Origin of the sequence: Mesorhizobium sp. WSM2240, from assembly GCF_040438645.1 — a bacterium.
GTDB lineage: Bacteria > Pseudomonadota > Alphaproteobacteria > Rhizobiales > Rhizobiaceae > Allomesorhizobium.
This window is the reverse complement of record NZ_CP159253.1, coordinates 3258696-3271043: the sequence shown is the minus strand read 5'-3', so window position 1 is coordinate 3271043 and position 12348 is coordinate 3258696. Positions and strand designations below refer to the sequence as shown.

The 12348-nt window shown below is 62.4% G+C and carries 10 protein-coding genes; 8 read left to right on the top strand and 2 right to left on the bottom strand.

What is annotated here, in order from left to right; translation table 11 throughout:
- Positions 1 to 55: 55 nt before the first annotated feature.
- The 3 genes from ABVK50_RS16285 to ABVK50_RS16275 are packed head-to-tail and all read left to right on the top strand — an operon-like array spanning position 56 to position 2973.
- Positions 56 to 487, top strand: a complete 432-nt coding sequence (locus ABVK50_RS16285) for a transporter (protein WP_353645592.1) — start codon at positions 56 to 58, stop codon at positions 485 to 487.
- A complete protein-coding gene (locus tag ABVK50_RS16280) occupies positions 484 to 1491 on the top strand; it encodes an NAD(P)-dependent oxidoreductase (RefSeq protein ID WP_353645593.1) in 1008 nt (335 codons plus the stop codon). The genes ABVK50_RS16285 and ABVK50_RS16280 overlap by 4 nt, the downstream gene beginning before the upstream one ends.
- A gap of 9 nt (positions 1492 to 1500) precedes the next feature.
- Positions 1501 to 2973, top strand: coding sequence for an aspartate aminotransferase family protein (locus ABVK50_RS16275; RefSeq protein ID WP_353645594.1), 1473 nt, complete (start codon positions 1501 to 1503; stop codon positions 2971 to 2973).
- A 102-nt stretch (positions 2974 to 3075) separates the two neighbouring features.
- Here the strand turns inward: ABVK50_RS16275 and ABVK50_RS16270 are convergent, their stop codons facing one another.
- Positions 3076 to 4809: a hypothetical protein gene (locus tag ABVK50_RS16270; RefSeq protein ID WP_353645595.1), complete on the bottom strand. Its 1734-nt coding sequence runs from the start codon at positions 4807 to 4809 to the stop codon at positions 3076 to 3078.
- Between the two features lie 208 nt (positions 4810 to 5017).
- Between ABVK50_RS16270 and ABVK50_RS16265 the strand changes: the two genes are divergently transcribed.
- The 5 genes from ABVK50_RS16265 (at position 5018) to ABVK50_RS16245 (ending at position 11220) form a co-directional block, all read left to right on the top strand.
- On the top strand, positions 5018 to 7579 hold the full coding sequence (locus tag ABVK50_RS16265) for an FAD-dependent oxidoreductase (protein WP_353645596.1): 2562 nt from the start codon (positions 5018 to 5020) through the stop codon (positions 7577 to 7579).
- 98 nt (positions 7580 to 7677) lie between these two features.
- Positions 7678 to 8520 (top strand): DUF1194 domain-containing protein, encoded by an 843-nt coding sequence (locus tag ABVK50_RS16260; protein WP_353645597.1) that lies wholly within the window; start codon positions 7678 to 7680, stop codon positions 8518 to 8520.
- Positions 8521 to 8624: 104 nt separating this feature from the next.
- Entirely contained in the window at positions 8625 to 9578 is a 954-nt protein-coding gene (locus tag ABVK50_RS16255) for an ABC transporter substrate-binding protein (RefSeq protein ID WP_353645598.1), read from the top strand.
- Positions 9579 to 9661: 83 nt separating this feature from the next.
- Positions 9662 to 10438, top strand: coding sequence for an ABC transporter permease (locus tag ABVK50_RS16250; protein WP_353645599.1), 777 nt, complete (start codon positions 9662 to 9664; stop codon positions 10436 to 10438).
- Positions 10435 to 11220 (top strand): ABC transporter ATP-binding protein, encoded by a 786-nt coding sequence (locus ABVK50_RS16245; protein WP_353645600.1) that lies wholly within the window; start codon positions 10435 to 10437, stop codon positions 11218 to 11220. The genes ABVK50_RS16250 and ABVK50_RS16245 overlap by 4 nt, the downstream gene beginning before the upstream one ends.
- A gap of 140 nt (positions 11221 to 11360) precedes the next feature.
- Here the strand turns inward: ABVK50_RS16245 and ABVK50_RS16240 are convergent, their stop codons facing one another.
- Positions 11361 to 12299, bottom strand: a complete 939-nt coding sequence (locus ABVK50_RS16240; RefSeq protein ID WP_353645921.1) for a GlxA family transcriptional regulator — start codon at positions 12297 to 12299, stop codon at positions 11361 to 11363.
- Positions 12300 to 12348: the final 49 nt, after the last annotated feature.

Genomic DNA, 12348 nt, shown 5'->3' with positions numbered 1-12348 from the left:
ATCCTCCAGTCAGGCGCTGTTCCAAAAATCATCAAAGGCGAGGGTTGATGAAGACATGAAGTACATTGCGTTCATACTTTTCACGGTGATGACCAACGCCGCGGCGCAGCTGATGCTGAAGCACGGCATGATGACGCTCGGTCCGATCTCGTTCGCCGGGGTCAACCCGGTGATCAAGCTGTTGCAGATCGTGTTCAGCCCCTGGGTGTTCCTTGGCCTCGCGACCTTCGTCATCTCGATGGCGTCGCACCTCTACGTGCTGTCCAAGGTCGAGCTTTCCTTCGCCTATCCCTTCCTCAGCCTCGCCTATGTGGCGGTCGCGGTCTTCGCCTATTTCGTCTTCCGTGAGGATCTCAACGCCTGGCGCATCGCCGGCATCGGCTTCATCTGCGTCGGCACGGTGCTGATCGCCCAGAGCGGGCGCGGCCATGAGGAGCTTGCCGCCGCCCCTTCAACCCCCCTTCAAACCAGTGAGCTTGCGCAATGAGACACATCATTTTTGGAGGCGACGGCTTCGTCGGCCGTCATCTGGCGCCGAAACTTCTTGCCGACGGCCAGGAGGTCATCGTCGCCGACATCGTCAAGAGCGATGTGGCGCATTACCGCCATGCCCGTTTCGTCACCTGCGATGTCACTGATCCGGATTCCGTGGCCAATGTCGGCATCCGTGCCGATGACATGGTCTACAACCTGTCGGCCAAGATGCTGTCGCCGATCCAGGTGCGGGCCAAGCGGCACGACTTCTTCTTCCCGGTGAACTATCACGGCACGGAAAACATCATCCAGGCCATGTCCAAGGCCGGGGCACCGCGCCTCGTCCACTTCACCACGGACATGATCTACGGCCACACGGTCACCTTTCCGATGACTGAGGATCATCCGGTCGCGCCGCTGGGCGAGTATGGCCTGTCGAAGCTGAAGACAGAGGAACTCGCCGCCGAGTGGCGCGAGAAGGGTATGAGCATCTCGCTGTTCCGGCCGCGCCTGATCATCGGCCCTGGCCGTCTCGGCATTCTGGAGAAGCTGTTCAAGCTGATCGACTGGAACCTTCCGGTGCCGATGATCGGCTCGGGCAAAAATCCATACCAGTTCATCTCTGTGTTCGATTGTGCCGAGGCCGCTCGACTCGCCTGGAAGGCCGGTGTGCCGAACGAGGCCTACAATCTCGGCTCGCTCAATCCGCCGCCGGTGAAGAGGTTGCTCGGCGATCTCGTCAAGCACGCAGGCTCGAAGTCGATCCTCATTCCGACACCGGGCTGGGCGGTCAAGCGCACGCTCGACCTGCTCGACTTGATGAACATGCCGCTGATGGATCCGGAGCAGTACCTCATCGCCGACGAGGAGTGCGTGCTCGACGTGTCGAAGGGCAAGCGCGATCTCGGCTGGGTGCCGCAATACCGCGACGAGGACATGCTGATCGCCGCCTACAAGGAATACCGCGCCAAGAAAGACGGCCATGCAGTGGTCGCATCCCAAGTTCCGGCCGAATAGGAGAGCCTGATGAACATCATGACCAAGCCTGAGACGAGCTATCCCCGCGCGGTGGTGAACGCACCTTCGCTTTCGCCCGATGCTATCGCAAAGCCGGACCTGATCAGCGTCGAGGCCGCGAAGGCGATGGACCTCGCCACGACGACGGAGCTGTTCAAGACGCATCTCAATCCGGGGCAGCTGCATTTCATGAAGCTGCTCGGCTTTCACAAGGTGAAGGTCGAGAGCGCCGAAGGCATGTTCTATGTCGACCAGAACGGTCGCAAGATTCTCGACTTTTTCGGCGGTTTCGGTTCGCTTGCCTTCGGGCATAACCATCCGCGCATTCTCGAAGCGCGCAAGAAATTCCAGGACGAGAAGCGCCACGAGATTGCGATCGCCTTCATGTCGCAATATGCAGCCGCACTCGCGCATAACCTCGCACAGTGCTCGCCCGGCAACCTCGACATGGTATTCCTCGGCTCGTCGGGCTCGGAAGCCATGGAAGCGGCGATCAAGGTCGCCGAGCGCGCCGCCGGCCCGAAGCGCTCGAAGATCGTCTATGCGGAGAATTCCTTCCACGGCAAGACCAAGGGCGTGCTCTCGATCACCGACGGCCAGCTTTACCGCGGCGACTTCAAGCTGACCGACAACACGGTGCGCGTGCCCTTCGCCGACATAGATGCGGTCGAGGCGGCATTCAAATCCGATCCGGCGATCGGCGTCATCGTCCTTGAAACCATCCAGGGCGGCGGCGGCATCGTCCAGGCGCCGGCTGAATACTGGCAGAAGCTGCGCGCGCTCTGCGACCAGTACGGCGTGCTCTGGGTCGCAGACGAAGTGCAGTGCGGTCTCGGCCGCTCCGGCCGCTTCTACGCCTTTGAGCATTACGGCGTCGTGCCGGACGTCACCGCGCTGGCGAAGTCGCTGGGCGGCGGCAAGTCGGCCGTCGGCGCCATGATCGCCAGCCGTGAGGTCTATATGAAAGCCTACGGCACGCCGAAGACCGCCATGATCCATGCGGCGGCTACCTTCGGCGGCATCGGTGAAGCTTCGATCACCGCAATCGAGGCCCTCAACGTGCTTTACGACGAGGGATTGATCGACAACGCGGCCGCAACCGGCGCCTATCTGCTGGACAGGCTGCAGGCGCTGCAAGCGAAATATCCTAAGATCATCAAGGATGTGCGCGGCAAGGGGTTAATGGTCGGGCTTGAGTTCCACGATTTCTCGCAGACACTGCCCATGGTGCTGCGGCCGATCGTCAGCGTGCTCGACGACAAGCTGAAAGGCTCGCTTTCCGGGTTCGTCGGAGCGCTGCTGCTGCGTGATTACGACGTGCTCGTTGCCTTTACCGAATACAACCGCAACGTAATCAGGCTGGAGCCGCCGCTGATCTGCCAGTCCGAACATGTCGACCGCTTTGTCGACGCGCTCGACAGCCTATTGTCGCGCGGTATCGTCTCGATCGTGAAGGATTTCGTCAAAAGCCAGGTGAAGTAGGGCGGGATTTCACCTGTTGCGAGAACGGCCGGGGCTATGCTCCGGCCGTTTGCTTTTGGGCCGGTACCGTGGACGATCTGGTTGCCGAGTGCTATTTTCCCGCTACAGCTTCCCCGCAAACTTCGGATGCACATACGCGTCGTAGCAGGCATCGAGCGCGATCTTGGGGTGCTCGGCCATCATTGGCGCGTAGAGCTCCAGAAGCGCTGCATTCGCCGTAGTCGGCGGGCATTTCGGGTGCAGGATCAGATCCGTTTCGCGGATGGAATCCGCCTCCAGCGGGCCGGGCGGCGGCACCGCGCGCGTCGGGTCGGCGCCGATGGCGACGTGCTTCGGCGCGCTCCTGTCCATCAGCCACGGGAACGGATTGACGAAGTTGAGCGCCATGACCGTCTCGAAGCGCACGCCCTTCTCGGCCTCCAGCGCCCTGATGCTGTCGACAGCGCGGTCGATCGCCTTCAGATGCGTGATCTGGAAGTCGAAATCGGAATAGAGGATGAAGCTCGGCAGTTCGCCCATCCGGACGATTTCTTCATAGACGGCGCGGTGGGCCGGATAGAAGTCGATCATGTTTCCTGAACGCGCAAGCACATCGCCGCGCATAGAGACCGCACCGAGCGATTTCAAATGGGTGTGCTCCAGCGGGAAGTTCTTGACCGACCCGGCATAGGCGCGCGCCGCGCGCTCGATCGTGTTGATGGCCGGCGGCAGCGCCACAGCCGCCGCAAGCACGAAAGTCACGATCAAAAGTTTCGGCTTGGCCATCAGCGAGCCCGATCGCATCACAATCGAAAGGATCACCGGCCAGACGAAGATCATCGCCTGGCTGCCGGTGTTCTGCGTCTCGAAGGTGATGCCGGCGAAAAGCACGACGGCGAGCCAGAAGGCGTCGTTGTCGAGGAATTTTGCGATCGAGGCAGCGCTGCGCTCGGCGCGGATCGCGACGAGGCGGGTGGCGAGCTTTTCCCGGCCCGACCAGATCAGAAGCAGGATCAGCGCTCCTCCGGGCAGAAGAACGCCGAACGTATGCGACATCGCCTGCAGAAAACGCGGCGCCAGGCTGCCGCTGTTCATCTCCACCAGCGCCAGAATGTCGTGGATATAGTGGCTGACCAGCCCGGAGGTGACTTCCAGCGCCGCCAGCATCGCGACAAACGAGCCTGCGGCTGCAAGCGCAAGGCGGAGCGGAACGCGGCCCGCCATGAAAGCGAACAGGCAGATGATCGCACCCGACACGAAGCCGGTGATCTTCAGGAAGAACAGTGCCGTCATCGCCAAGGCGACGATCAGCGCAAGGAGGCGAGGGCTGCGCACGAACATCAGCGCCGCAACCAGCACGTAGAGCATCTGACAGATCTGTCGGTTGTAGATGCCGAAGCCGTCGGAACCCGGGAACGGGTAGAACTCACGGCTGTTGAACGGCAGCAGCGCGAAGATCAGGAATGGAATCAGCAAGGCGTAGGCGGTCGTGCGGGATCGCGCGTCGACCTGCCGGATCACCAACGCCATCAGCGGCGCGGTTACGGCAAGCAGCGACCAGTGCGCCAACAGCGTCGGCGCGCCGTTGGGGAACAGCGCGAGCCAGCCCGCGAAGAGGTAGTAACCGAGCGGCCCGACCGGCGTGAAGAAGTCGTTGACCGGAACCTGGCCTTCGAAGATGCGGTTGGCGGCGTCGTAGTAGATGAAGACGTCCCAATACATCGGCCCAATGGGGACACGCAGCGGAAACAGGAGCAGGACCGGCACGAGCGCGAGCGCCAGCCCCATGATGATCAGCGGCGATGCGGTCCACGCCGCCCGTCCGGCAATCTTTCCCTGCTGCGCTGCCATGCTCATGTCTTCGCCTCCCGCCCGGACCGTTCCTACCACCGAAAGCCCGGTAAAGAGTTAACCGGAGCCGTTGAGGTTCCGTTAAGATTAACCCCGCGCGGCAAACGCCGGGCGTGTCGTCGCGCGGCGTTTTGCGAATGTCGCAAACAGGCTTCAACCCTGCCGCCGCATCGCCCTATAGTCCGGCCGCAAAACACCTCGGAGTCGCGGGCAAATGGCAGAGTTTCCGTCAAGAGCGAAAGTCGTCGTCATCGGGCTGGGCGGTATTGTCGGCGCATCCGTCGCCCATCATCTGATCGAGCGCGGCTGGGACGATATCGTCGGTATCGACAAGTCCGGCATCCCGACCGACATAGGCTCGACAGCGCATGCCTCCGACTTCTGCTACACGACCAGCCACGACTTCCTGTCCTGCTGGACGACGCTCTATTCCATCGATTTCTACGAGAAGATGGGTCACTACGCGCGCATCGGTGGGCTCGAGGTCGCGCGCGTCGGCGACGATGATCGCATGGAGGAGATCAAACGGAAGGTGGCCTCGGCGAAGGCCTTCGGTACTCGTGCGCGCCTGATCGAGCCGGCCGAGATCAAGGAAAAATTCCCGCTGATCGAAGAACAGATGGTGCAGGGCGGCCTGTGGGATCCCGATGCCGGTCTCGTCATCCCGCGTTCGCAGACGGTTGCAGGCAAGCTGGTCGACCAGGCGGAGGCCTCCGGAAAGCTCAAGGCCTTCGCAAACACGTCCGCCAGGTCGCTCGTCATCGAGAACGGCCGCATCAAGGGCGTGGTGACCGACCGTGGCACAATCGAAGCGGATTATGTGGTGGTCTGCGCCGGTATCTGGGGCCGGCTAATCGCGGAAATGGCGGGCGAGGACCTGCCGGTGATGCCGATCGACCACCCGCTCACCTTCTTCGGCCCCTATACCGAGTTCGCCGGTACCGGCAAGGAGATCGGCTGGCCGCTGCTGCGCGACCAGGGCAACTCGGCCTATATGCGCGACACCGGCGATCCCAAGACCGCTGAAGGCGGGCAGATCGAGTGGGGCTATTACGAAGAGACCAACCCGCGCCTCTGCCATCCGCGCGACATTCTGGAGAAGAACCAGGCTCGCCTTTCGCCCTCGCAGCGCGACCTTGACATGGAGCAGATCATCGAGCCGCTCGAACGCGCCATGGAGCTGACGCCGATCCTGGCCGAACTGGGCTACAATGAGAGCCATTCCTTCAACGGGCTGCTGCAGGTGACAACGGATGGCGGCCCCTCCATGGGCGAGAGCCAGAAGGTGAGGGGGCTCTGGTACGCCGTCGCGATCTGGGTCAAGGACGGTCCCGCCATGGGCAAGCTCATTGCCGACTGGATGACGGATGGGCGCACCGAAATCGACCACCACCAGATCGATTACGCCCGCTTCTATCCGCATCAGACGACGGAGCAGTTCATCTGGGACCGCTGCACGGAGACGGCGCAGAAAGTCTACAATCCGGCGGTGCATCCGCGCGAGCCCTTCTCCAAGGGCCGTAGCATTCGCCGCTCGCCATTCTTCGAGCGCGAGAAGGAACTCGGCGGATACTTCATGGAACTGGGCGGCTGGGAGCGCGCCCATGGCTATGCCGCCAACGAGCATCTGCTGGAAAAGTACGGCAACCGCGTGCCGGTGCGCGAAAACGAGTGGGACAACCGCCATTTTTGGCGCGTCTCCAATGCCGAGCATCTCGCCATGAGCGAGGATTGCGGCATCGTGAACCTGTCGCATTTCGCCATCATCGATGTCGAAGGCCCGGACCATGTCGCGCTGATGGAGTGGCTGTGCGCAGCGAAGATCGGCGGCGACGCAAATATCGGCAAGGGCATCTACACGCATTTCCTCGATGACGAGGGCATGGTGCGCGCGGATCTCACCGTGATCCGCATGGCCGACCGCTGCCGCGTGATTGACGGCGCGGACGCCGGGCCGCGCGACTTCCACTACATCCGCAGGGTGGCGGAAGACAAAGGTTTCAACGTTACGGTCACCGATGTGACCGAAAAATACGTCACCATCGGCATCTGGGGACCGAACGCACGTACGACGCTGCAGAAGGTCGTCGAGAACCCGGACGGGCTCTCGCCGGAGAATTTTGCCTTCGCCGCTATCAAGCCGATCAGGATCGCAGGCAAGGATGTGACGGCCTTCCGCATCTCCTATGTCGGAGAGCAGGGCTGGGAACTGCACATGCGCTACGAGGACGGGCTTGCCGTCTGGGACGCGCTGCGGTCGACCGGCGTAATGGCGTTCGGCGTCGAGACCTACGCCAACTCGCGCCGCATGGAAAAGAGCCTGCGCCTGCAGAATGCTGACCTGCTGACCGAGTACAATCTGCTGGAGGCCGATCTTGCACGCCCGAAGGTCAAGGAGGCCGATTTCCGCGGCAAAGAAAAGCATCTGGAGTACCGCGCCCGCGAACATCAGCCGGCCATGCTCTGCACACTGGTCATGACGGACAATCGGGATTCCAAGGGCATCGCCCGCTATCCTGTCGGCACGATGCCGGTGATGGACCCCGAAACCGGTGAGGCGCTGGTCGACGAACTCGGCCGCCGCTCCTTCACCACCTCGGTCGCCTACGGCCCGACCATCGGCAAGAACATCGCGCTCGCCTACCTTCCATGGGCGTACTGCCAAGAGGGCCGCAGGTTGGCTGTCGAATATTTCGGCGAGACCTATCCGGTCGAGGTCGCTGCGGTCGGCTACAAGCCGCTCTACGACCCGGAGAGTCTGAAACCGCGGACCTGATGGGACGGCCACAAGCGCTCGCAAAATCGTGAAAGGCCCAGCCGGCAAATTCCGCCAGGCAGCTTTTTCATCCGGCGTTTTTCGCGTAACCTCGCGCCATGTCTCGGCTGGCACGAGGACGGCGCCTTTTCGGCAGCGCGGCTTTTGCGCTGAGCCTTCTTCTTGCGCCCCAGGCACAAAGCGCCGAGCAGGTCGACGTCGAGCTTGTTCTGGCCGTCGACGTCTCGCTCTCCATGTCGCCCGACGAGTTGGAGATCCAGCGCCAAGGCTACGCCGCGGCGCTAACCCATGACCGCGTTATCGAGGCGATCGCCGCGGGCGTGCATGGCCGGATCGCCGTCACCTACGTCGAATGGGCAGGCTGGACCACGCAGCAGATCGTTGTGCCGTGGACGGCGATCGCGACCCGGTCAGACGCCGAGCGCTTCGTTCGCCAGCTTTCGGCCAAGCCGCCGAGCAGCGCGCGGCGCACCTCGATTTCGGGCGCGCTGGAATTCGGCGGCGATCTCTTCGCCGAGAGCGGCTTTCAGGGCATGAAGCGCGTCATCGACATTTCCGGCGACGGACCCAACAATCAGGGCTCGCCGGTGACCGGCGCGCGCGACGCGCTGATCGCGCAAGGCATCACCATCAACGGCCTGCCGCTGATGACCAATGCCGGCTTGTCCAGCGCCTATGACGTCGAAAATCTCGATCTTTACTACCAGGACTGCGTGATCGGCGGGCCGGGCGCCTTCATGATCCCGGTCAACGACTGGTCGCAGTTCCCCGAGGCGGTGCGCCGCAAGCTGGTGCTGGAACTGGCCGGCGGCTCCTCGGAGCGAATGCGCGAGGAGGCCGCGCATCCGCCGGTACGATTGGCGCAGGCAGCGCCCGGCTATGACTGCATGATCGGCGAAAAGCTCTGGCGCGACCGCTCGTGGATGTGGGAGGACAGGTGAGCGCCTCCGGCTCCCTGGCCGAGATCAGGATGCTCCCGCGAACGCGTTGACAACCATGCGGCCATCCTGACAAATCGCAAGAGAACCAATCAAAGGGGAACTCCATGAAGAAGAGCGCAATTTTCGGCGCCGCAATGGCGCTTGCGATCTGCATTCCGCTGCCGGCCATGGCCGATACGGCGCTTACACTTGGCCTGAGCGGCTGGACCGGCTTCGCGCCGCTGACGCTGGCGAAGGAAGCCGGCATTTTCGAGAAGCACGGGCTCGACGTTACGTTGAAGAAGATTCCGCAGGCCAGCCGCCACCTCGCAATGGCGTCTGGCGACATTCAGTGCGCCGCCACGACGGTCGAGACCTGGATCGTGTGGAACGCCAATGGCGTGCCCGCCAAGCAGATTTTTCAGCTCGACAAATCCTATGGCGCCGACGGCATGGTCGTTCGCAACGATATCAACTCGATCGCCGAACTGAAGGGCAAGTCCGTCGCCGCTTCCGCGCCCGGCACCGCGCCCTATTTCACGCTCGCCTGGTTCCTCAGTAAGAACGGTCTTTCGGTGAAGGACGTGAACGTCGTCAATCTTGAGCCGGGACCGGCGGCGCAGGCCTTCCTCGCCGGCCAGACCGACGCGGCGATGACCTACGAGCCATATCTGTCGAGCGTGCGCGAGAAACCCGAAGCCGGCAAGATCATCGCCACTACGCTCGACTATCCGATGATCATGGACACGGTCGGCTGCACGCCGGCTTTTCTGGAAGCCAACCCGGATGCCGCCAAGGCGCTTGCCGCCAGCTATTTCGAGGCGCTGGAATTCATCGCGACCAGGCAGGACGAGGCATATGAGATCATGGGCGCGGACGTGAAGCAGTCGGGCGAACAGTTCGGCAAATCGGCGCAATATCTGCGCTGGCAGGGACCGGAGGAGAACAAGGAGTTTTTCTCGGGCGAACTGCAGGCGTTTTCCAAGGAAGCCGGGGCGCTCCTGAAAGAGATCGGCATTATCAAGGAAGTGCCGGATATCAACAGCATAGTCGACAAGAGCGTTGTCGGAGCAAACTGACGCCGCTATCACCTCATCCTGCTCGAAGGCCGCGCCCGTAGCGCGGCCTTCGGGTTTTCACGAGCCAATAAAGTGAGCGATCGATGTTCCGTCCACTGCAACCCGTCGGACAAGCGGCCCGGTTCGCGCTCGGCATCTCGTTCTTTGTCCTCTTCATCGCCGGGTGGTCGGTGGCTACGCTCGGGGGTTATGTCTCGCAGACCTTTCTCGCCGATCCGCTGACCATGCTCGCCGACGGCTGGAACCTGCTCGCCGAGCAGGGTTTTCTGTTCGACATCGGCATGACGATCTGGCGCGTGGTCGGCGGCTTCGTCCTGGCGGCGGTCGTCGCCGTGCCGCTCGGCATAATGATGGGCGCCTACAAGCCCGTCGAGGCATTCTTCGAACCCTTCGTCTCCTTTGCCCGCTATCTGCCCGCGTCTGCGTTCATTCCGCTTCTCATTCTGTGGGCGGGCATTGGCGAAACCCAAAAACTGCTCGTCATCATCATAGGCTCGCTGTTCCAGATCATCCTGATGGTCGCGGTCGCGGTCGGAAACACCAGGCGCGAGCTTGTCGAAGCCGCCTATACGCTGGGTTCCACCGATTCCGGCATTGTCAGGCGGGTTATGATGCCGGCAAACGCGCCTGAGATCGCCGAGATACTGCGCCTCGTGCTCGGCTGGGCCTGGACTTACGTCATCGTCGCCGAGCTTATCGGCGCCTCCTCCGGCATCGGCTACATGATCATCAACAGCCAGGCGTTGCTGGCTACGGGGCAGATCATCTTCGGCATCATCGTCATCGGCATCATCGGCCTGATCTCGGATTTCGCCTTCAAGGCGCTCAACCGCTGGCTTTTCCCCTGGAGGCTGGCATGAGCAAGCTCGTCGTCGAAAACCTCTCCCGCACCTTTCCGGGGGTGCACGGGGGTGCGCCGGTGCGGGCGCTCGAACCGGCTGATCTTCGGGTCGCCGCCAATGATTTCATCACCATCCTCGGTCCGTCAGGGTGCGGAAAGTCGACCTTGCTCAGGATCGTCGCCGGTCTCGACCAGCCCAGCACCGGCCAGGTCAAGCTAGACGGGCGGGTGGTGACACGCCCAGGCCGCGATCGCGGCATGGTGTTCCAGTCCTACACGCTCTTCCCATGGCTCACCGTCGCCCAGAACATCGCCTTCGGACTGCGCGAAAAAGGCCTGCCGCGCAGACAGCAGGACGAGATCGTCGCCTCCTATATCGACAAGGTCGGTCTGAAAGGCTTCGAAAACCACTGGCCGAAGCAATTGTCGGGCGGCATGCAGCAACGCACGGCAATCGCCCGCGCGCTGGCCAACGAACCCGAAATCCTCCTGCTCGACGAGCCCTTCGGCGCGCTCGACAACCAGACGCGAGGGCTGATGCAGGAATTATTGCTCGGCATCTGGGAGCGCGAGCGAAAGACTGTCGTCTTCGTCACCCACGACATTGAGGAGGCGATCTTCATGGCGTCGCGCGTTCTGGTGATGAGCGCCCGGCCGGGCCGGATCAAGTCGGACGTGGCGGTCGACCTTCCGCATCCGCGCCACTACACGATCAAGACGAGCCCGGAATTTTCGGCGCTGAAGGCGCGGCTGACCGAGGAGATCCGCGTGGAGGCAATGCGCAGCGTGGAAGGGAAGTAGCCAAGAGACCTTTTAGAATTTCGCTCCGGCGAGCCAGATGGCGTGGTTTTCGAGAACCGGAGCGGACGTTTGGGTCCGTGAGCACCGGAAGCGGAGAAAACTGCGTCAGGTGGCCGCCGGAGTAGAATTATCAAAGGTCTCTAAGCTGCCAGCAATTGCTTGCGATCAATCCGCTCCTGCTGCGGTGAGCGCGCATAAAGCTCGCGGTAGCATTTGGAGAAATGCGAGGCCGAGACGAACCCGCAGGCCACCGCCACCTCCACCACCGGCATGGAAGACTGGATCAGCAGGTGACGCGCCCGATCGAGGCGAATCTCGAGATAGTAGCGCGCCGGCGAGCGGCCCATCTCGGTGCGGAACAGGCGTTCGATCTGGCGTCGCGACAGGTCGACATGGTCGGCGATCTCGATCAGCGACAGCGGCTCCGACAAGTGCGCCTCCATCAGTTCGATGATGGTCAGCACCTTGGAGTTCTGCACGCCCAGCCGCGCCCTGAGCGGCAGCCGCTGGCGATCGGTCGGGCTGCGGACGCGGTCGGTCAGCACCTGCTCGCAAACGCGGTTGACGAGGTTGTCGTCGAAATCGTCGCCGATCAGCTTCAGCATCATGTCGAGCGCGGCGGTGCCGCCGGCGCAGGTGTAGATGTTCTGGTCGACCTCGAACAGGTCGGCAAAGACGTTGGCCTTCGGGAAAGCTTCGGAAAAGCCCGGCAGGTTTTCCCAATGGATGGCGCAGCGCTTGTTCGACAGGAGCCCGGCGGACGCCAATATATGTGCGCCGGTGCAAAGCCCGCCGATCGCCACGCCGCGATTGTATTCCTCGCGCAGCCAGGCGAAGGCCGACCGGTTCTGATATTTCTCGACATTGACGCCGCTGCACACCACCACCATGGACGGACGGTCAGGACCCGACATCTTCCTGCGTTCGTCCTCCAGGGAGGTGTCGACAGCGCATTCGACATAGTTCGAGGCGCGGACCGGCTTGCCGTCGATACTCGCAAGCCGCCAGCGATAGGCCTCATAGCCCAGCATGCGGTTGGCCGACCGCAGCGGATCGAGCGCCGTCGCGAAGGCGATCATGGTGAAATCGGGAACAAGGAAGAACACAAGCGAGCGCTTGATGGGATGC